General features: G+C 41.9%; 17 protein-coding genes and 1 other annotated feature. Of the genes, 7 read left to right on the forward strand and 10 right to left on the reverse strand.

The window, feature by feature from the left end; translation table 11 throughout:
• Window positions 1–40: 40 nt before the first annotated feature.
• From LC091_RS03285 to LC091_RS03295, 3 genes are all read right to left on the reverse strand, one after another.
• Complete coding sequence (locus LC091_RS03285) at window positions 41–346, reverse strand: hypothetical protein (RefSeq protein WP_226680252.1); 306 nt, start codon at window positions 344–346, stop codon at window positions 41–43.
• A 215-nt stretch (window positions 347–561) separates the two neighbouring features.
• Window positions 562–2,295 carry a sensor domain-containing diguanylate cyclase gene (locus LC091_RS03290; protein WP_226680505.1) on the reverse strand — a complete coding sequence of 578 codons (1,734 nt, stop codon included), beginning with the start codon at window positions 2,293–2,295 and terminating at the stop codon, window positions 562–564.
• A gap of 125 nt (window positions 2,296–2,420) precedes the next feature.
• Window positions 2,421–3,677, reverse strand: coding sequence for a bifunctional folylpolyglutamate synthase/dihydrofolate synthase (locus tag LC091_RS03295; RefSeq protein WP_226680253.1), 1,257 nt, complete (start codon window positions 3,675–3,677; stop codon window positions 2,421–2,423).
• 71 nt (window positions 3,678–3,748) lie between these two features.
• Between LC091_RS03295 and LC091_RS03300 the strand changes: the two genes are divergently transcribed.
• Genes LC091_RS03300 through LC091_RS03320 form a run of 5 tightly spaced genes read left to right on the forward strand, consistent with a single transcriptional unit; the run spans window position 3,749 to window position 9,379 of the window.
• On the forward strand, window positions 3,749–5,596 hold the full coding sequence (locus LC091_RS03300) for a hypothetical protein (RefSeq protein ID WP_226680254.1): 1,848 nt from the start codon (window positions 3,749–3,751) through the stop codon (window positions 5,594–5,596).
• Window positions 5,597–5,615: 19 nt separating this feature from the next.
• A complete protein-coding gene (locus LC091_RS03305) occupies window positions 5,616–6,272 on the forward strand; it encodes a hypothetical protein (RefSeq protein ID WP_226680255.1) in 657 nt (218 codons plus the stop codon).
• The gene (locus tag LC091_RS03310) at window positions 6,269–7,180 is read left to right on the forward strand and encodes an ATP-grasp domain-containing protein (RefSeq protein ID WP_226680256.1); all 912 of its coding nucleotides are present in this window, start codon (window positions 6,269–6,271) and stop codon (window positions 7,178–7,180) included. The genes LC091_RS03305 and LC091_RS03310 overlap by 4 nt, the downstream gene beginning before the upstream one ends.
• Entirely contained in the window at window positions 7,170–8,048 is an 879-nt protein-coding gene (locus LC091_RS03315) for an ATP-grasp domain-containing protein (RefSeq protein WP_226680257.1), read from the forward strand. Before LC091_RS03310 ends, LC091_RS03315 begins: the two co-directional genes overlap by 11 nt.
• Window positions 8,045–9,379 carry a bifunctional folylpolyglutamate synthase/dihydrofolate synthase gene (locus LC091_RS03320; RefSeq protein ID WP_226680258.1) on the forward strand — a complete coding sequence of 445 codons (1,335 nt, stop codon included), beginning with the start codon at window positions 8,045–8,047 and terminating at the stop codon, window positions 9,377–9,379. Before LC091_RS03315 ends, LC091_RS03320 begins: the two co-directional genes overlap by 4 nt.
• A gap of 388 nt (window positions 9,380–9,767) precedes the next feature.
• Here LC091_RS03320 and LC091_RS03325 read toward each other — a convergent pair whose 3' ends face one another.
• Window positions 9,768–12,416 (reverse strand): valine--tRNA ligase, encoded by a 2,649-nt coding sequence (locus LC091_RS03325; protein WP_226680259.1) that lies wholly within the window; start codon window positions 12,414–12,416, stop codon window positions 9,768–9,770.
• Between the two features lie 213 nt (window positions 12,417–12,629).
• Window positions 12,630–12,875, reverse strand: a binding site (T-box leader).
• 181 nt (window positions 12,876–13,056) lie between these two features.
• Between LC091_RS03325 and LC091_RS03330 the strand changes: the two genes are divergently transcribed.
• Window positions 13,057–13,245, forward strand: coding sequence for a hypothetical protein (locus LC091_RS03330; protein WP_226680260.1), 189 nt, complete (start codon window positions 13,057–13,059; stop codon window positions 13,243–13,245).
• Window positions 13,246–13,394: 149 nt separating this feature from the next.
• A complete protein-coding gene (locus LC091_RS03335) occupies window positions 13,395–14,702 on the forward strand; it encodes a globin-coupled sensor protein (RefSeq protein ID WP_226680261.1) in 1,308 nt (435 codons plus the stop codon).
• A gap of 20 nt (window positions 14,703–14,722) precedes the next feature.
• Here LC091_RS03335 and ysxE read toward each other — a convergent pair whose 3' ends face one another.
• The 6 genes from ysxE to hemC all read right to left on the reverse strand — a co-directional run bounded on the left by ysxE (window position 14,723) and on the right by hemC (window position 21,548).
• Window positions 14,723–15,763: a spore coat protein YsxE gene (ysxE, locus tag LC091_RS03340; RefSeq protein ID WP_226680262.1), complete on the reverse strand. Its 1,041-nt coding sequence runs from the start codon at window positions 15,761–15,763 to the stop codon at window positions 14,723–14,725.
• Window positions 15,764–15,847: 84 nt separating this feature from the next.
• Window positions 15,848–17,080, reverse strand: a complete 1,233-nt coding sequence (gene spoVID, locus LC091_RS03345) for a stage VI sporulation protein D (protein ID WP_226680263.1) — start codon at window positions 17,078–17,080, stop codon at window positions 15,848–15,850.
• Window positions 17,081–17,543: 463 nt separating this feature from the next.
• Window positions 17,544–18,833, reverse strand: coding sequence for a glutamate-1-semialdehyde 2,1-aminomutase (gene hemL / locus LC091_RS03350; RefSeq protein ID WP_010195825.1), 1,290 nt, complete (start codon window positions 18,831–18,833; stop codon window positions 17,544–17,546).
• A gap of 54 nt (window positions 18,834–18,887) precedes the next feature.
• The gene (hemB, locus tag LC091_RS03355) at window positions 18,888–19,868 is read right to left on the reverse strand and encodes a porphobilinogen synthase (protein ID WP_226680264.1); all 981 of its coding nucleotides are present in this window, start codon (window positions 19,866–19,868) and stop codon (window positions 18,888–18,890) included.
• A 1-nt stretch (window position 19,869) separates the two neighbouring features.
• Window positions 19,870–20,616 carry a uroporphyrinogen-III synthase gene (locus LC091_RS03360; RefSeq protein ID WP_226680265.1) on the reverse strand — a complete coding sequence of 249 codons (747 nt, stop codon included), beginning with the start codon at window positions 20,614–20,616 and terminating at the stop codon, window positions 19,870–19,872.
• The gene (gene hemC, locus LC091_RS03365; RefSeq protein ID WP_226680266.1) at window positions 20,616–21,548 is read right to left on the reverse strand and encodes a hydroxymethylbilane synthase; all 933 of its coding nucleotides are present in this window, start codon (window positions 21,546–21,548) and stop codon (window positions 20,616–20,618) included. The genes LC091_RS03360 and hemC overlap by 1 nt, the downstream gene beginning before the upstream one ends.
• Between the last annotated feature and the right edge of the window lie 13 nt (window positions 21,549–21,561).

Genomic DNA, 21,561 nt, shown 5'->3' on the forward strand with positions numbered 1-21,561 from the left:
ACAATCACCTAATCAATTTTTATAGCTGCGAACTTTTTTACTAGAAACCTTTGGATGAACCGTTTGTGATGCTATTTTTTTGTTCCATTGTGTGTTGTTGTTCAGTTGAAGATATGAATAATGGCAATCTTTGAAGAAGAATAGCAGTAAGCAGCAGGAGAAGTATCATTAACAGTATGCTATGCCATAGAGTGAGAAGTTCGAATATGTATATACCTAACGTGCTGACCACAAATGCAATTGTGGGAATAACCCATTTTCCAGTTTTAGAAAATTTCATTGGAAATAAAAAGAATAGTGCCAACAGTAGTAGAAGTGCCAGACCGGCAAATAGATAGTCCCCCAACTCGTCACCGCTTTCTATGTAATTTACGTTTTTTGTAGAAGTAAGTAGACTATTGTAATTGTATAATAAAGCCAGGTAATTTGAAATAGTAGATTACTAGATAAAACATTTTATTGAAAAAATTGTTTATTGAAGAAATCTCTTTCACTCCCTGTTTCCTTTCGTTTCAGTAGTAATACAAAAACTCTCGCCATTATCGACGAGAGTTTTTGTATTTATGAAGTTTTCCGATACTCAGCAACTTTATTTCTGCCAGCTTTTTTCGCGCCGACATACATCGCTCTGTCTGCGTGGCGGATCAAGTCAAGCGTGTCCTCTGCATCATCCGGTGCTGTCGCGAACCCGATGCTTGCCGTAACTTTCACCATTTGAGCTCCTTGCGTTTCTCGAATATGTTGCTTTAGCGCAAAGGATCTTGTGGCTAAGTGCACTCTGATGCGTTCGGCAAGTTCAAAGCATTGTCCCCGTTCCATATCAGGAAGTAGGATTACGAACTCTTCTCCACCATAACGGGCAACCGTACCTTTACTGCCGACAAGGGCAGTGAGCCTGTCTGCAACTTGCATGAGGATTTCGTTGCCACTTTGATGTCCATACACATCGTTCACTTTCTTAAAGTGATCCAAGTCTAGCATGATGAGTGAGAGAGATTTCGAATGGCCTTTGTTTAATTTATCGTATTCTCTATCTAATACACTTTCAAAAAAGCGATAGTTGTAAAGTTTGGTTAATGCACAGCGTTCACTTTTCTGCTTGGTTTCTTGATAGTGTCGCGCTTTTTCCATTGCCACTCCAAAGTAAGAGCATAGGATATCGACAATCATTAATTGGGATTTGTCATACGTCCGCTTAGATGTGCTGGCTAACAACACAAGCCCCTCAATTTTGTGGTTTCGGATAACCGGAACACACATAAGGCTTTCAATTTTTGCAGGCAGATGTGTTTTAGACATATGCTTCCACTCTTTTTTAGTAAAATAGCAGACGCTTTTTCCGCGTTTCAGCATATATTCCAAAAGCTCTTCATCATCTGTATGCAAAATCGTATTGGCCTCCACGCTGTTCTCCTTGTCCATGACGCGAAGGACTTTCATAATTTTTTCCCCATTCACATCAATGATGGCAGCATAATCCACCTTAAAGAGCGTTGAAATTTTATCTAAGAAAACATCTAGAACGCCTTGTGTATCAAGCCTTTCCGTCAACTGATGCCCGACATCTGCTGCTTGCTGAAGGTAAACATTTACCTTCTGACTGGCATGATAAAGTTGAAGAATGAGGGTAAGGATGACAAACGGTAAACCGACATACAACAGTGCTAATGGGCCAACCTGTTCATATAGCATGTAAAGAATTAAACCTACAGGCAGAACCATAATACTTGTTACAGCATCCCACTTGGTGTCAGGAGTGATGAATTTACTTTTACGATCATAAATTTGCACCTGGATAAAATAAAGGGCAACTGTATTGAGGGTAAAATAAACTAGTTCGTGAGCAAGAATAGGCGTTATTACACCAATATTCAATAGTCTCGTATCTCCCGGTGTCCCCCCAAATAGATAGAATACGAACCCAGCAATTAAGGATATGCCAGAAAACATAAGCATATTGATTGGAATCCTGAGTCTATTGTCACTGTTGAAGCGCATATATGCCATCAAGGCGAGGACAGAAACCAATGTCACAATCATTTCAATAAACAAACCGAAGGATAAAAGGGCTGCCAAGGAAACACCCTGCGCCAGAAATAATGGTACCTCACCGACGACGATTGGGATAAGGGCGAGAATGATTGCTAACGCCAGAAATCCCACAAGGTGCCACATCGGCAAATCTTCTAATACAACAGGAGAAAGCTGATATCCCAGCCACAAAAAGATGGGAACCATGACAACAAAGCTTGTCCAGATGACCATTTCTTTTTGGCGACTTACTGCTTGAACCACCAAACTTACCCCTCCCTTCTTTATCCTTTTTTCGACACACTTTCGCAATAATTAAATATTATCAAATTTTCTAACATTTGTCACAACAAAAATAGGATAATTCTCCCTTATTTCTTTTCCCCGTTTTATATGAGGATAGTCCTAATTTCTGAAATGAAATATAAAGAACCGGTAATAAGTAACACGGAATTGTCATCAAGCCTTGATAAAGCAGTCTGTAACGCTGTTTTCCAATCCTCATCAAACTCTCTTTTCTTAATGGAGCTGACCTGAAAAACATCTTCTGCACGGGCCGCTCTAGGGAAATTAAACGAAGTAAAAATTATTTCATCTGCGATATGTTCCAATTTGCGAACCATCAGTTCAATTGGTTTATCTTTTAATGCGCTGAACAAAACCACTACCTTTTTATCAGAAAAATTCATTTTTATCGTATTCACTAACGCGTCAACGGCCTCTTCATTATGTGCACCATCAAGAATAATAGGTGGTTCTTTTTGAACTAATTCAAATCGCCCAGGATGCGCTGCTTTTAATAGCCCTGCTTTTAACACGCACTCCTCATACTTCATGTTCCACTTATCCATCAAAAGTACATAAGCCATAATGGCCAATGAAGCGTTTGCAGCCTGATGCTCGCCCTGCAAAGATAACTCTATTTCTTTCATATTCTTCTTTTCAGATTGAAAAGATAGATTTCCTTCTTCCATTTGATAAGAAAAATCTTCTCCTATGAAATAGACCGGACTTTCTGTTAACAAAGCTTCTTTTTGGATGACCTCTTTGGCTGCTGGTTTTCGTTCCCCGGAAATAACCGGTACTCCCCTTTTGATGATCCCTGCTTTATGATAGGCAATTTCTTCAACAGAAGTTCCAAGAAATCCTATATGATCATGGCCCACGTTGGTAATGATGCTAAGCAACGGGGTCATCACATTCGTGGAATCCTCTCGCCCGCCGAGTCCCACTTCAATTAACGCGACATCCACCTTTTTAATCGTAGCAAAATAATAAAACGCCATCGCCGTCTGCAGTTCAAATTCCGTTAACCCTGCTTCTTCTAACCCATGTTTATTAAAGACGTGAATTATTTCCATCATTTCTTTATCTGTTATGTGTGTTCCATTGACGGATATTTGGTCATTGATAAAACGATATGCAGGCGAATGAAATACGCCAACCTCTAATTCTGCCTCTAATAATACACTCTCTAAAAAACGCAGAGTTGAGCCCTTTCCGTTTGTCCCACCGATATGTACCACTTGTATTTGATTTTGCGGATTACCCACTTTATCTAAAAACTGAAGCATCCTGTTCAGACCAAGATTGATTTCATTTTTTATCGTAAAACTCACTTGCTCTTGCAAATCTTTAAATGACAAAAACATATTAATCTCCTTTTTGTTTATCTGTTAGGTTAAAATGAAAAGTATTAATAAATTGAGGTGGAACTATGATAAATAAACTTCCAAATGCCTTCATTGTTCCGGAAAACATCCGGACAGATTTCTCAAAAAATAAAAGTATGCTGGTTAAACGTTCCATTATATCGCCATTTGGAGAAGTAAAACTTTTTAAAGGAACATCTCCTATCTTAATGGTTATTCCCTCCACTGACATCAACTTACTGGCTCTGGGGATAACCTTGCAAGAAATCAGCAATTGTCACTTGATGGTAATAAAAAGGTTGACTCCAAAGATAGAAAACAAGATTCAACGGTATATCGCCCAAAACAATATCCGTGGATTGATTGGTGTGGAGGAGAATGAAAACAACGGGTATGAATATATGTACAACGATCATTTTCATCCCCTCATAAACTATATAACAGAAAAATACATAGACACAACTGTTCCCAATACCATCACAATGCAAGAGGATTATTGCCTCAAGGAAAATAAACCATCTGTGAAGTTTTACATCAATAAAAACGATGCAACATCTTTTTTACCTGTACTTCTTTCCTTATTAAAAGTGTTGCCAACCCAAATCGAGCATAATCAAGCACCTTGGACTGCTGCTTCTGTGTCCGATTCCTATAAAGTAAGCATGATCACTCCTTTTAACCGGTTGGAATTATCAAGGGAAACGAAAGAAAAATGGGAGCTTAATGAACATGACTATGTCTTTGTTCTAAATCCAATCACAGGCTCTTTTCGTAAATGCGTGGTTTATGAAACAAAGAAAGAATTAGGTGCTAATGAAGTTATCCTTAGTATCGGGGTTAAGAATAGTTTGTTCGGTTCATCAGCTGTTGAACCCGTGCTTATCCAAAAGGCGGCAAGATTTCCCGTTCATCATATACAAACTCAGAGCGCCAGTGATGTTCAGTTAAATCGAATTGTTGTATCGGAAAGCATGATGAATACATTGAAGACAACGGAATCTCCATATATCGAATTAATGAATCCTCATACCGGAGCATCCTTTGACTTTCATATTTCTCAGTTAGCTCACCAGCCAGGTCTATCAGACGACAAAACTATCAAGCTGAACTACATACAAAGACAGTTTTTAGATTATGAACAGCCGCCAGACTTTGTTCCTCCCACTGTCTTAAAGGACCTTTGTCAGAATTTGAGTTTGACAGAGCCCGAACAACTATTACTAAAAAGTACATACGGGGAAGGGAAAGTTTTAGAGCGGATCAGCTACCAAGAATCACTTAACTTAAAAAAAGTACTGAAAAAGGCCGGATATTATCATACATTCATGTATCCTGTTAACCATTATTACAAGGAAGCGAAAAAGCTTTCCGTAAAAAAGCGAATCACAAACAAACTACTTACTGCTTTTATCGGAAACAAGCAACTTTCATTAAAGGTAATCAGGCCATATACATCAGACGAAACAAGCAACATCATCCGCTTGACGAAAAGCACCATGACCTTGCTTGGAATTGAAGAGGCCGATACGGTAATCTTATCTTATCGCAATAAAACCGCAAAAGCGCAAGTTTTAGAGATGAATGACCTGGAGTTGATTAAAGAAACAAACATCATGTCTTCTAGCAGCATGATGAATATATCTGTTGCGGTTCCGTCAACCATCAGGACTCACTTAGGATTGAACAATATCGGAAAAGTCATCCTTGTGGAACGTGATATGACATTTCTATTGAAGAAAAATTGGAACATTCAATTTGTACCGATAATCGCGGTCATGTTCACTGTTCTATCTGTTTCCATTTTTACAACATGGACACGAATTTTATTGCTCTTACTTTTCGTCCCATTATCAATGTATGTTACGCTATCAAGAGTTCGTTATAGCATCTCCAATAAAAAACAGAGTTACTAAACAAAAGGATGGACCACTCATGAATTTTAATCTATGGGAAAAAACATTCATTGAAGAAAGCTTTCAAGGTAATCAAGAAGGCTTTCATTATATTGAAGGCGACCTGCCGATTCTCTTATCCGCCCCTCACAGTGTTACACAGCAACGTAACGGAAAAGAGAAACAGGGAGAATTTCTGACAGGTCCAATAGTCATGCACCTTCAGCAACAATTAAACTGCCATGCCATCTTTAAAACGAATAATCTGATGGATGATGCCAACTATGATTCTAAAAGCACATATCGTGATTATATAAAAAGAAAAATCGAGGACCATTCCATTAACTTTCTATTGGATTTTCATATTATGGCACCTTCCAGACCTTATAATATTGACCTTGGCACAGGTAGAGGAAAAAACATCAGGCACACTCAAGGTCCGTTGATTGTTAATCATATTCGAAAAACGTTGTTAGATCACGGAATCAATGATGTACTTATTGATCATATCTTTACCGCAGGCTACCCACACACGGTATCTGCCGATGTTTCAAAAAGCTGCAATATCTTTTGTTTACAAATTGAAATGAATTGGAAGCTACTTAAAGATTTATCAGATTCTCCTTACTTTGCAAAGATTCTTGATGCAATGAAGGCTGTCATTCATTATCTCGCATCAATGGAGGACCAATCATGAAACATTTATTATGCTGGATTATCTATAACGGAAACCTTCCTCAGCAAAAATTTATCGAACTAGCTGAATGGTTTGATGTGGAAGCTAAAAGATATAGCGTTTCGACTAAGTTAATAAAAAATAATGAACTGTTCCCAACCGTGACTAACGGGGAAGCAACATTAGAGATGCTTCTGCCCAATCAGGAGCTTCCAGATTTCGTTTTTTTCCTGGACAAAGACGTCTTACTTGCCCGTCACCTAGAAAAAATGGGGATTCCGGTCTATAACAGTGCTTCCTGCATTGAAATCTGTGATAACAAATCGCTCACCTTTCAAACGCTATCAGGTCACGGAGTACCAATGCCCAAAACACTTTTAACACCAATGGTCTTCCATGCTCATGAGAATTTAGAACCCTTTTACCATGCGGCAGAAATTCTAGGTTTTCCACTTGTTTTAAAAGAAGCTTACGGTTCATTTGGAATGCAAGTTTACTTGATACACACAATAGAAGAACTGTTCGTGAAAATCAAGGAACTAGGGAACCGCCCATTCCTGTTGCAAGAATTCATCTCTTCTAGCAAAGGCAAAGATATCCGCTTAAATGTCGTGGGAGACGAGGTGGTTGCTTCCATGATGCGAATCTCAGAAACTGATTTCCGGGCAAACGTGAGTAATGGCGGGAAAATGTTGAAGTATGAACCGACATCTTATGAAAAAGAAGTAGCAATTCGCAGTGCAAAACTTGTTGGGGCAGATTTTGCCGGGGTAGATCTCCTGTTTGCTGAAGATGGCTCCCCGCTTGTTTGTGAAATCAACTCCAATGCCCATATCAAAAATATCTTTGATTGCACCGGAATTAATGTTGCGACTTATATCGTCCCACATATTTTACAGAAGTGGAAAGAGACCCAACATGAAAACTAAAGGCTGGCTTATTTACGAAGAAAAACATGCTGAAAAGAATAAAGCTTTTATCGAATGGTTTTTGGGTGAAGCAAACGAACTGGGAATAAAATTAGATTTCATTTTGCAATCTAGAATCTCTTTTGGAATCCAAAATAATGAATTAGTGATATTACTAGACCAGGAATCCATTGACTCACCAGACTTTGTCATCATGCGTAACATTGATCCTCTTTTTAATGAGCAGCTAGAACGGATGCGCATCCCTTGCTTCAACTCCCATCACGTTTCCCTTATTTGTAACGATAAGGCCAGGACGCATCAATACTTAGCAGGCAAAGGGATATCAATGTTGGAAACATATTTCACCACTGCTGACGAACTGCTTACCGGAAACCGCCCTCTCCCATTCCCGTTCGTCATAAAAACGCGGACAGGCAGAGGAGGCGGGGATGTTTATAAAGTGGAGGACTTGCAACAATTAGAAGCGGTACATGATCAACTATCCACTCGTTCCATAATCGCTCAACCACTTGCCGGAATACCTGGGAAAGACTTGCGTGTTTATGTATTGGGCCGTGAAATTGTTGGAGCTGTACTGCGTTCTAATCAAAAAAGCTTCAAAGCAAACTTTACACTTGGTGGACAGGCAGAGGCGTACTCGCTCACTGAAGAGGAATTGAATGTCGTGAACAAGATTATAGAGCAGTTTGATTTCGGCCTTGTTGGTATTGACTTTTTATTTGATGAGGATGGTAGACTTCTTTTCAATGAAATAGAAGATGTTGTCGGCTGCAGGACTTTATGCATAACAAGCAACATCAATATTGTGAAACTGTACTTAGAATTTATTTTACAAAAGCTTTCAACAGGAGAGACATTTACATGACATTTAAGACCATGAAAGAAGCTGTTCCTTATATTTACACCTCACTGTTGAAAGCAAAGCCTTTTCAAAGCGAGGAAAATGATGCCCTGACACGCGCACCCCATTTAACAAAGGAACTATTGAGTTGTCTTGACCTTATCCCTTCCAGTGAAAAAGTCATACTTGTCACCGGAAGCAAGGGTAAAGGCTCAACATCTCGCATGATGGCCGCCATCCTCCGCAAAATGGGATTGAAGGTTGGACTATTTACCTCCCCCCACCTGATTGATTATAACGAGCGAATCCGGGTGAATGGGAAAGCAATATCAGATGATGCATTTCTCACCTATTTAAATCAGCATACGCCAACCATTGATAGGATTACAGCTTCCATTGAAAATCTCCAACACTACCTTGGGCCAACCGGAATCCTGTTGTCTATCGCTCTTGCACACTTTCAATCTGAAGAAACCGATATTAATGTCATTGAAATTGGCCGCGGTGGCACGTATGATGACACGAATGTTTTGGAAAATAAATGGGCTGTGGTGTCGAAGGTCATGGAAGAACATCTAGGTTTCCTCGGGCATTCATTGGAGGATATTGTACGACATAAAGTAGGGATTGCGAAAGAGTCTACGGAGTATGCCGTGATTGGAAAGCAGTCTGAGGACGCGTTGGTAATGATGGAAGATATGGTTGGGAAGTCAGCGGTTTTTTATGGTGAGGATTACTCTCCTTCTCTCACCTCGACTAGTTTAAGTGGCAGTACATTTACGTTAAGGACTATGTTCGCAAGATACGATGATCTTTTACTACCCTTATTGGGATCCTTTCAAGTGGAAAATGCAGCACTTGCGATACAAGCTTGTGAAACTGTGATGGGAAGAGGTTTGCCTGGTGACTTGCTGAAAGAGGCATTACGGGAATTAAAATGGCCAGGCAGATTAGAGGTGGTTGCTGAGAACCCGACCGTTGTGCTGGACGGTTCTATTAATCGTGTCTCCGCAGCATACTTAAAAGAGATTTTGCCACTCGTAGATTCAAAGAAGGTTGCTACCATCATTGCTGTTCCTTCGAATAAAGATTATGAAGGGGTAATAAAGGTGTGCAGTGAGTTTTCGGATGTGTTGGTTGTGACAAAGCCAGATAACTCGCATAAGATGTTTCCGGATGATGCACTTGCTGTTGCTAAGAAATACCACTCAGGAGCTGTGGAAGTCGGTTTGCTGTCAGAGGCTGTTGAACAGGTTCGGACTTTGGAGCCTACTCTCATCTTCATTGTAGGAACACAATCGATGATCGGCAGTGCCAAGGAGATTTGGAAAGATTCATTGATGGATATTGGATAAAATGATGCTTCGGCCACCTATTTGTGATGGAGGCCGGGGCTATTTTTAATTTCTGAAGAGTTATTGGGTTTGGTTTTTCTGAAATTCTTTTAGGAAATTGGTTTTGGAAATCAGTTTTGGCGGAGGTTCTACATTTCCCAGATGACCTTCTACATTTCCCAAAGGAGGTTCTACACTTTTGACGAAACCTTCTACCACAAACAGGCGAGGTTCTACCCTTTACATGCCACCTTCAACCATTCAACATTTTTCGACACACCTACTCCGCCACCCCTCCCCCCTCACAAAATCAGCGACATCTCCCCCATCCTCCCCAAAACAAAAAAATCCCAAGCAGACACCCCCTATAAAAAGGACATCCACCCAGGACCTAACTCACAAAAAGCTCTTAACCTTTCAACTCATCAATGCGAGCTTGAACAGCATCACGCTTTTCTACATAATCTTTTTCTTTTGCTTTCTCTTCTTCTATAACATTTGCAGGTGCCTTAGCAATAAAGCCTTGGTTGGAAAGCTTCTTTTGCACGCGCTCTACTTCTTTATCAAGCTTCGCAAGCTCCTTGTTCAGACGGGCAATCTCTTCGTCAATGTTAATTAACCCAAGCAACGGAAGAATCAATTCCGCACCAGTTACTACTGCTGTCATCGCCTTCTCGCCACCATCTAATGCAACATCTGTTCCAATTAATAGTTCGCTTGGGTTACAGAAGCGCTCTAGGTAAGAACGGTTGCTTTCAAGCTTACCGGAAATCTCAGAAGTTTTCGCTTTAACAAGCAATTTAACTTGCTTGCTCATTGGCGTGTTCACTTCTGCACGAACGTTACGTACACTGCGGATGATGTCCACTAGTAAACGCATATCTGCTGCCGCTTCTTTATCTGTCAACTCATCGCGAACTTCCGGCCATTTTGCAGTCGTGATGGACTCGCCTTCGTGAGGAAGCTGCTGCCAGATCTCTTCTGTGATGAATGGCATGAACGGATGCAACAGGCGCATGGTGTTATCCAGCACGTAAGCTAAAATAGAGCGAGTCGTCTTTTTCGCCGCTTCATCTTCACTGTACAATGGAATTTTCGCCATTTCAATATACCAGTCACAGAAGTCATCCCAGATGAAGTTGTAAAGGGCACGGCCCACTTCACCGAACTCATATTTTTCAGCAAGCTTGGTTACGGTCTCGATTGTTTCGTTCAAACGAGTCAAAATCCACTTGTCTGCAACGGACTTCTCGCCGCTCAAATCGATATCCTCAAACTTCATATCTCCCATATTCATCAATGCAAAACGGGATGCGTTCCAAATCTTATTAGCAAAGTTCCAAGTAGACTCCACTTTTTCATAGCTGAAGCGTAGGTCCTGACCTGGTGAGCTTCCTGTTGATAGGAAGTAACGCAGGGAATCTGCGCCATACTTTTCGATAACATCCATTGGATCCACACCGTTACCAAGGGATTTACTCATCTTACGGCCTTCTTCGTCACGAACAAGTCCGTGAATCAGAACATCTTTAAATGGACGCTCGCCAGTGAATTCAAGTCCTTGGAAAATCATACGGGATACCCAGAAGAAAATGATATCATACCCAGTTACTAGGGTACTTGTTGGGTAGAAACGTTGATAGTCCAATGATTCTGTTTCCGGCCAGCCCATTGTGGAGAAAGGCCATAACGCAGAACTGAACCATGTATCAAGTACGTCTGTATCTTGCTCCCAATTTTCGATATCTTCCGGTGGGTTATGGTCAACATGGATTTCTCCTGTTTCTTTGTTATACCAAGCCGGAATTCGGTGGCCCCACCATAGTTGACGGGAGATACACCAGTCGCGGATATTTTCCATCCAACGCATGTATGTGTTCTCAAAGCGGTTTGGTACGAAATTAACCTTGTCTTCTTGGGATTGAAGATCCATCGCCTTATCCGCAAGTGGCTGCATTTTAACGAACCATTGTGTGGAAAGATACGGCTCAACAACCGCTCCGCTTCGCTCACTGTGACCTACGGAATGCAAGTGCTCTTCAATTTTGAAAAGAACGCCACTTTCTTGCAAGTCTTTTACTAGCTGCTTACGGCATTCGAAGCGGTCCATTCCGTTGTACTTGCCGGCTTTTTCGTTCATGCTTCCGTCTTCGTGCATAACAAGGATACGCTCCAGGTTATGACGGTTACCGATTTCAAAATCGTTCGGGTCGTGTGCTGGAGTGATTTTTACTGCACCAGAACCGAATTCCATGTCTACATAATCATCAGCAACGATCGGAATCTCACGTCCTGTGATTGGAAGTGTCACCATTTTTCCAATTAGGTGCTTGTAGCGCTCGTCTTCTGGATGAACCGCTACCGCAGTATCTCCAAGCATTGTTTCAGGTCGCGTTGTTGCGATTTCAATGTGGCCGGAACCATCAGACAGTGGGTATCTCATGTGGTAGAATGCACCTTGAACATCTTGGTGAATTACCTCGATATCAGAAAGAGCCGTTTTCGTTGCAGGATCCCAGTTGATGATGTATTCCCCTCGGTAGATAAGGCCTTTTTTATAAAGCGATACGAACACTTCGTTAACTGCTTTGGAAAGCCCTTCGTCCAATGTAAAACGCTCGCGGCTGTAATCAAGGCCAAGTCCTAGCTTGGACCATTGCTGGCGGATATGTTGCGCGTATTCATCTTTCCATTTCCACGCTTCTTCCATGAATTTTTCACGGCCAAGTTCATAACGGTTGATCCCTTGGTTACGAAGCTTTTCGTCTACTTTTGCTTGTGTCGCGATACCAGCATGGTCCATTCCAGGCAACCATAGAACATCGAAACCTTGCATACGCTTCATGCGCGTGATGATATCTTGCAGGGTAGTGTCCCATGCGTGGCCTAGGTGAAGGCGGCCTGTTACGTTTGGTGGCGGGATAACGATGGTGTATGGTGTTTTGTCCTGGTCGTTTGTCGCTTCGAAAAAGCGGCCGTCCAGCCAGTATTGATAACGGTTTTTTTCGATTGTTTGTGGATTGTATTTTGTCGGAAGGTTTACTTCATTCATTTCCATCCTTTTTCTCCTCCTATTCTCATATGTGGTTCTGTTGGACTCTGCTGTTGATTTTCGCGCCAGGCTTCGCTTTCCGCGGGGCGATGCTTGAGCCTCCTCGGCTCCGCCTGTGCGGTCTCAAGCTACCGCTACCTCCCGCCGGAGTCTGCGCCTTTCGCTCCAATCACCAGCTGTGAATCTCCAGAACCAAATAAAAAACTCCCTTCATCCAAATAAAAGGACGAAAGGAGTTAAGTTTCGCGGTACCACCTTTTTTTACAGGGTGAAAAAAATAGACTTTCCCCTGTACACTCAAATCTGTTAACGGCTCTCCACCGGTTTCAACTACTAGACGCGATGCGTTCACTGAAACTACTCGAGGGCGACCTTCCAATCCGACTTTCCTGAGAAACCTTTCAGCTAGTGGTTTCCCTCTCTAAAGGGGTCTGCAATTGTACTCTTCCCTGTCACTGTATTTAATCTTTATCTTATTACCTTACTATGTTACATAAAGGATATGCTAATAGTCAATAAGCTTCTCCAATTTTTTATTAAGTTATGCACAAAATCAAATATTTGTTCCAAATTGGGCACTATCTTATGCACACAATCATATCTTAGGTATATATACATCGAGAAAAGTGTCTTTAGGAGGTACCTTATGCGAAAATACAACCCTTATTCCTTGCCGCCATGGTTGAGACAGGTTCGAAGTGTATGCGCGCAATTTATTATTCCTATTTGTGTGTTTCAAGGAATACGTACCATCTTTCTTCCCACAACCTTTGACGTTCTCATTCTTGCCATTTGCATTGTGGTTGCCATTTGTTTTCATTTGGAATGGATCTAGGCGACCTGAAAAACTGCCTCGGATTTTTTGTGAGGCAGTTTTTATTTCGTCTTTCGACACATTACCTATAGCATATTTCCTAAAAATCATCCATAATACTACATAAAGATATGAATTTTCTACCAATTTCGACTTTAAAGGAGACGTACATGATTTCATTTATGCAAAAACCTAAAAAGGTTCCTTACACTGCTGAGATGCAGTTTCCAGAAAGACAAGCTGTTGTAAGTCATTTAAAAGATGCCGACCTGGCAAGCCGCCTTTACTATATGGGCTTCACAAAGGAACATCTGCAAGCTTTACAAAATGCAAAACCTGTCATATTTGAAATACTAGATGAAGTACTTGAAAAAGTGCTCGAACATTTATATAAACAACCACCGATGAAACGGGTTGCCACAAGTAATTCCAGTAAGGAAAGACTCAAGGCAGTATTTGTTCGCTATTTTCAAAGTTTGTTGAGCGGAACGCTTGATGACGATTTTTATAAAATGCGAAAAAGTATCGGACAAACTCATAATGGGGTTCATCTGCCCGTTACTTGGTTTTTGGCGACCTATTCCGCCATGCAGACCCTTCTGCTTCCAAAGGTAGTGGAGTTGCTTCAGGACAGCCCAAAAGACCTAGTCACCACGTTAACCGCATTGACACATATTATTAACCTTGACTCTCAACTGGTTGTTGAAGAGTACATCCATGTACGTATTGAATTGCTTGAACAGGCAAATGAAGCAAACCGTTCGTTGCAGGCTGAACTTACTAAGATTAGTGAAGAAGTTGCCGGCACTGTGACAGAGACGGAAGAGACTATCCAGACCGTCACACTAAAAGCGGAAGAAGTGTTGAAGGATACCAATCTCACACAAAAAAGCAGCCAAAACTTGTTGCATTTAACCAATGACAATGAGATGCAGATGGAGAAGATGGTAGGGAATTTTGAGGAAGTCATGAAGGAAGTCAGTCAATCATTAGAGGAAATGCATACATTGAAATCTGTCTCCGAAGAAATCATCACGATGACTCAAGGAATTGATAACATCGCCGATCAAACGAATCTATTGGCCCTTAATGCATCCATTGAAGCAGCGCGTGCCGGTGATGAAGGTCGTGGTTTCGCCGTAGTTGCGAGTGAAGTCCGTAAACTTGCCGAAAGCTCAAAGGAACTAAGCAGCAAGATTAAAGTACTTATCGACAAGAGTGATCAGCAAATCACCAATGTGACAAGCATGATGTCTTCCATGCATAAAGTAACCGAGCAATCTCAACAGAATATCGTCCAAGTAAAGGGCGGCATTGTCACTGTAAAAATGGAGATGGATAACTATCTCGATCGTTTCAACAAAAATAAAGCAGACCTGGATATCATCGTTAATTCTTTTAAAGAAATCAATCAATCGGCTGTCAGTTTGTCGTTGTTGACTGATACGTTGTTAGCAAAAGCAGTTCACAAAGCATAAAAAAGCAGGCCCATCCCAGCTTAACTGGTTTGGGCCTCTTTGTTTTTATTTTGCTCTTCAATTTGATTGATCCTGCCTGCCACATATTCAATATTTTTGGCTTGCCAGTAGCTTCCCTGTATTTTTTTCACCAATTCCCTTTCCGAATAGGCTTTTCTTTGGTTAGGGTTGGGAGGTTGTTGAAATTGTGTTACTGCCTGCATGAAAGAAGCAGGGTGAGAGAGATAACTTAATGTAAGATCTTTTTCATATTCTTGAAGACTGAATCCTTTTTGATATTCATAGAACCAGTCAATACAGTCATCGCAGAAAACCGGATACGTTCTTAAATATCGTTGATAAAAAGAAATAATGTCGTTGGCGGGCGCAGCTTGTTTGGCTCGCTCCCAGCTGATAAAATAACCCCTGCCCTCTGTATCTTTTACAAAATGATGAAACGAGACCCTTCCATGTGTCATGGCCACCCGATGTTTTTTAGTTTCCTTTACCGCCTCCTGCCAGTTTTCCAGCTTTTGCAGGGAAAATTTCTGGGCAAGCGATATTTCATGGGCATACGTGCACACTTGAAGCTCAAATGGGGACATATACAGCTTTTTCTCACATACATCCACAAACTTCTCTAGGTCCTGTTGCTCTTTCGTCCACTCTTCCGAAATCCGGTCGTAAAATGTAGTAATTTCCTCTTCAGGATACTCTTTCTCTTGAACCGTCATGCTATGAAGTTTGGCCAGTTCTTTAAACATCATGCTGTCTTTGAAATCCAGTTCCCGCTCTTCATTATCCTCTATCCACGGCATCAAGTAGTAAGCATCTGAATAACTTTCAATAAAATAATACCCCTGCCTTGTTTGATAGATAGGTACTACTGTTTTGATACCACGTTGGAAGAGCGAATGGATATTGCGGAACAAAGGATATGCCTGTTCTTTTTTTATCTTTTTGAGGGCAAAGGCACCTTTATTTGTTGCAACCCTCCATACTCCGCTATGCTGCTCTATATATTCAGGTACGATGCCATATTGATACACCAACTCTTCTACGCTTTGCTCATTTGTCTGCATCGCGAAAACTCACTTCCTCTAATATTTTCAGGTAAAAAAGAAGTGAGAAAAGGTCACCCCTTCCTCACTTTCCTCCAAAGCCGGTTATTGACTCTTAGAGGAAGCCTTTACCGGAATATATAACAATTGCCCTTCATTGATGTGATCATCTGTGGAAAGCCTATTGACCCTGATTAACTGCTGAATGGATACATCATATCGCTCAGCAATATGGTCCATGGACTCTCCTTGCTGGACAATGCATATTTTCAGCTTGGTGAAGTCATCTCCACCTTCATCTGCAAAAATCTTGGTGAGGGATAGATCATTTTCATCTCGCGGTTCATTGGCATAATCCTCATATTGTTGAGGATCTGCAACCGCCTGCTGGCCTTTCCTTTTATCAAAGAAGGAAACAACATTTGATGCTTCTTCCTCGTCCTGATAGTGGTTCCCTGCATGTAAGGAATGGAGCGGAGCATAAGCATCATCCGCCTTATTCTGATAAATATAATCTGCAGGATTATATGGTGCTTCTTCCTCTACTGCAGGAGCTTTTCTTGCCTCCACCTCAAACGGTGCATACTCGCCGTCTTCATTGTAATTGTATTGCATATTCCTATCGATCTCATCTTGATTGAGGATTTCTTCTTCCTCGTCGTCATCTTCCTCTGTATAGTACTGGTAGGTATCTTCTTCGTACTCATTATCGGAGTTTGCACTGCGATACATTGGTTCATACTCAAATGCTTCTTCTTCTTCTGTTTCTTCTGCTTGAGCATCTTGCTCGTATTGCGGTGCTTGATTTTGTGAAGCGTATGCTTCTTCATGGTCCCGGTTAGGTTCCACTTCATATTCAAATGATTCTTCTAGACTGTCTTGATCCTCTTCCCAGGACGGTGCGCTTTGTTGATGGCCGTAAATACCAGAGATGGATAACTCCGCATCCAATTGCAGGCAGCCTCGAGTTGGGACACTGTAGTCAAATGACTCAATGGCCACATAAATATCGTCTAAACTCTGGATTCTGTTCTTCGGTATCGTAATATCTACCGGGAAGCGATGGTTCAATACACAGACGCCATCCTCCCGCTGCTCTACTTCCTGGACAACACGGGCTTGAGGTTGATACTCCTCCTCATCATCCGCCTCCGCATTCACATGATATTCCCCCGCTAATAATAAAGCTCCACGTATGGAAACATATTGGTCCTGCTCATAAATTTGTATATCAGGATCTAACGCAATGGAGATGAGCTCAGATACTTCCTGTCCCTTTTGAAACCATATAGATTCCTCTACTGAAAACCGCAAGCACGATTGCTGATCTGAAGACAAAGGGGTTCCTCCTTTCACACCTATCAAAAATTTACTATATCAATAAAGATGTATGATGAGATTTAGGAGAATATGAATGGTTGGGAGAAATTTATGAAAGGGGTAAAAAAAAGGGGTCAAAAAAAGGGGTCAGACCCTCGCAGGAGATTTGAGGTGTGTGTCGAAGGCGGCTTTGGATTTAGAGGTGGTTAGTAGATTGTATGATTTTGTGTGTGGTTTAATGTTTGGTTGTTTGGTCTATGTGGTGTTTTTGTTGGAGGGGTTGGGGTTAAATGTAGAAGGTTTGTTTTAAATGGTAGAAGTGAGGCCGGGAAATGTAGAAGGTCTTCCGAGAAATTGTAGAAGCTCGCTCGGGAAATGCACAACCCCCACTTTCAACAAAAATCCCACATAAATTAAAAAGCCCACCCCAATGCATTTACATGCATCGGAGCGGACCTCATCTCAAAAAGAAAATCCATTATTATCCCTTTATCGCAGCAAAAGACTTTTCAATCGCATCCAATGTCTTTTCTATATCCTCATCCGTATGAGCTGTGGACAAGAACAATCCTTCAAACTGGGATGGTGGTAAGAACACACCGTTGTTTGCCATCTCGCGGAAGAACTTCGCGAAGTAACCTAAATCTGAAGACTTCGCCACATCATAGTTCACAACTTCCTCACTATTGAAGAAGAAGCCAATCATGGAACCAGCACGGTTTACAGAGACAGGCACATCGTACTTCTCACCTAAAGCGACAATCCCCTCTTCTAAACGATCAGCTTTTTTGCCGAACTCTTTATACGTTTCAGGAGTCAGTTGAGCCAAGGTTTCATATCCAGCTGTCATGGCAAGCGGGTTACCAGACAATGTTCCTGCCTGATAGATCGGGCCGCTTGGAGCAATCTGCGCCATGATTTCCGCTTTACCACCGTATGCACCAACAGGAAGCCCTCCACCGATAACTTTACCAAGACATGTTAAGTCAGGTGTTACTCCGTAATATCCTTGGGCACAATGGTAATCCACACGGAAACCAGTCATTACCTCATCAAAGATCAATACTGCGCCGTACTCCGTCGTTACCTCACGTAAGCCTTCCAAGAAACCTGGTTGCGGCGGAACCACTCCCATGTTACCTGCAACAGGCTCCACAATGACACCAGCGATATCGTCTCCAAATTCCTTGAATGCATAACGGATGCTCTCCAAGTCATTGTAAGGCACAGTGATTGTATTTTGCGCGACACCTTCAGGAACACCTGGGCTGTCCGGCAATCCTAGCGTAGCAACCCCAGAACCGGCTTTAATCAATAGGGAATCCCCATGGCCGTGGTAGCAGCCTTCAAACTTGATTATCTTGTTGCGACCTGTGTATCCACGTGCTAAACGTAGCGCACTCATGGTTGCTTCTGTACCGGAGCTTACCATACGTACTACCTCGATGGAAGGTACTCTTTCAATAACAAGCTTTGCAAGTTCGTTTTCAATAAGTGTTGGAGCACCAAAGCTTGTCCCTGATTCTGTTACCTTTTTAATTGCTTCCACGACGCGGTCATTGGAGTGGCCGTGAATTAGTGGTCCCCAAGAAAGGACATAATCTATGTATTCGTTCCCGTCTACATCGTATATTTTCGAGCCTTTTCCTCGCTCCATGAAGATTGGGTCCATGTCTACTGATTTAAAGGCACGTACTGGGCTGTTCACGCCACCTGGCATCAGCTTGGATGCTTCTATAAAAGCTTCTTTAGACTTTTCATAACTTCTCATTTTTCTATCATCCTTTCTTTTATCTGAAATGGATTTTCGTTGCGGGCATCCGCCTTATTTCTCATCCAACCAACGCGCCACGTCTTTTGCATAATACGTGATAATCAAGTCTACACCTGCACGTTTCATGCCAATTAGTTTTTCCATTACAACTTCTCGTTCGTTGATCCATCCGTTCATCGCTGCTGCTTTGATCATGGAGTATTCTCCGCTCACATTGTAAGCAACAACTGGTACGTTGAAGTTATTTTTTACATCACGGATGATGTCTAAGTATGCCATGGCTGGCTTCACAATTAGGAAGTCCGCTCCTTCTAGCATGTCTGACTCTGCTTCACGAAGTGCTTCTTGGCGGTTGGCAGGGTCCATTTGATATGTTTTTCTGTCTCCGAATTGAGGAGAGCTGTGCGCTGCATCACGGAAAGGTCCGTAGAATGCGGATGAGTATTTCACTGCATAGGACATGATTGGAACATCTTCAAAACCGTTCTCATCCAACCCTGCGCGGATTGCCGCTACAAACCCGTCCATCATGTTTGAAGGTGCAATGATATCCGCTCCTGCACGTGCTTGGCTGACAGCTGTGCGCGCAAGCAAGTCCAACGTTGGGTCGTTTAATATCTTCCCTTCTTCCACAATTCCACAGTGCCCGTGGGACGTATATTGGCATAGGCATGTGTCTGCAATGACAACAAGCTCTGGGAAACTCTCTTTAATTTGTGAAATTGCCTGCTGTACGATGCCATGGTCATGGTAGGCTTGCGTTCCCACTTCATCTTTTTCTTTTGGCACACCGAAGACAATAACGGATTTAATGCCCAGTTCCGTCACTTCAGCCATTTCTGCATTTAACAGATCCAAGGAAAGGTGGAACACGCCTGGCATGGACGGTACTTCATTTCGGATATTTTCTCCTTCTACCACAAAGATTGGGTAGATAAAATCTTCCTTATGTAAATATGTTTCACGCACAAGTGAGCGCATGTTATCTGAATTTCTTAATCTGCGATGACGATTAAATTGCAAGTCTTTCATATTATGTATCCTCCCTTTTAAAATATTTCACGATTTCTTCAAGCAAACCGTTCATTGTATACTCAGATGGACTAATTGCCACCTGTATTCCCGCCTTTTCTGCTGCATTTCTAGTGATTGGACCGATGGTTGCTACCGGTCCTTCTGGCAGTCCGAATAGTTCTATGAAGTTATGTACGGTAGAAGGGCTGGTAAAAGTGTATAGGTCAACTTTCCCCTTTTTTACCCATTTCCATTCCAATTCCTCTGGTACTCGAATCACGTTTTCATATACGACTATCTGCTTAACATTGTACCCTATTCTACTAAGTTCTTCACGCAAAAGGGGTCGTGCAAGATTGCCCTGTATGAGCAAGACAGAACTTACTGTCTCTTTTCGAAAACTCTCTATTAAATCTTCGGCAGAAAAACGTTTTGGTACAAGCTCGACGTTATATCCGTACGATTCCAATGCTTGTTTTGTTTTCACTCCGACCACTGCAATCTTGTTTGACAAGGACCCTTGATAGATGTCAAAAAAGTACTTCACGCCATTTACACTAGTGAACACAATCCATTCGTACTGGTCAATGTTTGCCTTAATCTCAGCCTGCATTTGCATGGTATCTGAAACATGCTGAAATTGAATAAGAGGGACTTCAAGCGAGGTCCCTCCGAGTGCTGCAATCTGCTTGGAAAAATACCTTGCCTGCTCTTTGCTTCTTGTAATAAGAATGCGTTTATCGGCTAAAGGCAAAGTACGATCCATTACTGATCCAGCTCCTTTTTTACATCATCAATTAATTTCTTTCCACCTTGAGCAGTAAGACTCTCTGCAGCTTCCAATCCAATCTTTACAGGGTCTGTTCCGGTGATTCTCTCTTTATATAAAACAGAACCATCTGGAGCGCCTACAAGAACAGTTAGGATGATATTGTCATCCTGACCAACCGATGCAAATCCAGCAATCGGAACCTGGCATCCGCCTTCCATTTTATGAAGGAAAGTACGCTCTGCGATAACCGCTTTTTCTGTAACAGAGTCCGTGAATAACCCTAAAGCTTCAAGTAGTTCTGCATCATCTTCACGACATTCAATGGAAAGAGCCCCTTGTCCAACAGCTGGCAAGCACAAATCTTCATCAAGGAATTCTGTCACCACATCTTTTGACCATCCCATTCTTGCAAGCCCTGCTGCTGCTAGAATAATCGCATCATAATCTTCGTTTTGAAGCTTTGCTAAACGTGTATCAATATTTCCACGAATCCATTTGATTTCTAAGTCCGGACGTCTTGCAAGAAGCTGTGCACCACGGCGCAGGCTGCTTGTTCCAACAATGGAACCGCTCGGTAGATCAGCAAATTTCACATGATCCTTAGAGATAAAAGCATCACGGTGATCTTCACGGAACGGAATGCATCCAATCGTCAATCCTTCCGGTAGAACCGCCGGCATATCTTTCATGCTGTGAACCGCCATGTCAATTTCTTTATCCATCATCGCTTGCTCAATCTCTTTTACAAAAAGACCTTTCCCACCAACCTTAGATAAGGTCACATCAAGGATTTGGTCTCCCTTTGTGACGATTTCCTTTACTTCAAAATCGAAAGGCGCACCCAATGCCTTCAATTGGTCGATGACCCAGTTCGTTTGGGTTAAAGCAAGCTTACTTCTTCTAGAACCTACAATTATTTTTCTCATATTTCCTCCTTAC

The sequence above is a fragment of the Sutcliffiella horikoshii genome, assembly GCF_020524325.1.
Taxonomy (GTDB): domain Bacteria; phylum Bacillota; class Bacilli; order Bacillales; family Bacillaceae_I; genus Sutcliffiella_A; species Sutcliffiella_A horikoshii_D.

Coding starts and splice junctions, on each gene's coding strand:
- LC091_RS03305 (WP_226680255.1), top strand. CDS start 5,616: ATGAATTTTAATCTATGGGAAAAAACATTCATTGAAGAAAGCTTTCAA.
- LC091_RS03360 (WP_226680265.1), bottom strand. CDS start 20,616: ATGGATCGTACTTTGCCTTTAGCCGATAAACGCATTCTTATTACAAGA.
- hemL (WP_010195825.1), bottom strand. CDS start 18,833: ATGAGAAGTTATGAAAAGTCTAAAGAAGCTTTTATAGAAGCATCCAAG.
- LC091_RS03325 (WP_226680259.1), bottom strand. CDS start 12,416: ATGGAAATGAATGAAGTAAACCTTCCGACAAAATACAATCCACAAACA.
- LC091_RS03320 (WP_226680258.1), top strand. CDS start 8,045: ATGACATTTAAGACCATGAAAGAAGCTGTTCCTTATATTTACACCTCA.
- LC091_RS03300 (WP_226680254.1), top strand. CDS start 3,749: ATGATAAATAAACTTCCAAATGCCTTCATTGTTCCGGAAAACATCCGG.
- LC091_RS03315 (WP_226680257.1), top strand. CDS start 7,170: ATGAAAACTAAAGGCTGGCTTATTTACGAAGAAAAACATGCTGAAAAG.
- ysxE (WP_226680262.1), bottom strand. CDS start 15,763: ATGCAGACAAATGAGCAAAGCGTAGAAGAGTTGGTGTATCAATATGGC.
- LC091_RS03335 (WP_226680261.1), top strand. CDS start 13,395: ATGATTTCATTTATGCAAAAACCTAAAAAGGTTCCTTACACTGCTGAG.
- hemC (WP_226680266.1), bottom strand. CDS start 21,548: ATGAGAAAAATAATTGTAGGTTCTAGAAGAAGTAAGCTTGCTTTAACC.
- LC091_RS03310 (WP_226680256.1), top strand. CDS start 6,269: ATGAAACATTTATTATGCTGGATTATCTATAACGGAAACCTTCCTCAG.
- hemB (WP_226680264.1), bottom strand. CDS start 19,868: ATGAAAGACTTGCAATTTAATCGTCATCGCAGATTAAGAAATTCAGAT.
- LC091_RS03330 (WP_226680260.1), top strand. CDS start 13,057: ATGCGAAAATACAACCCTTATTCCTTGCCGCCATGGTTGAGACAGGTT.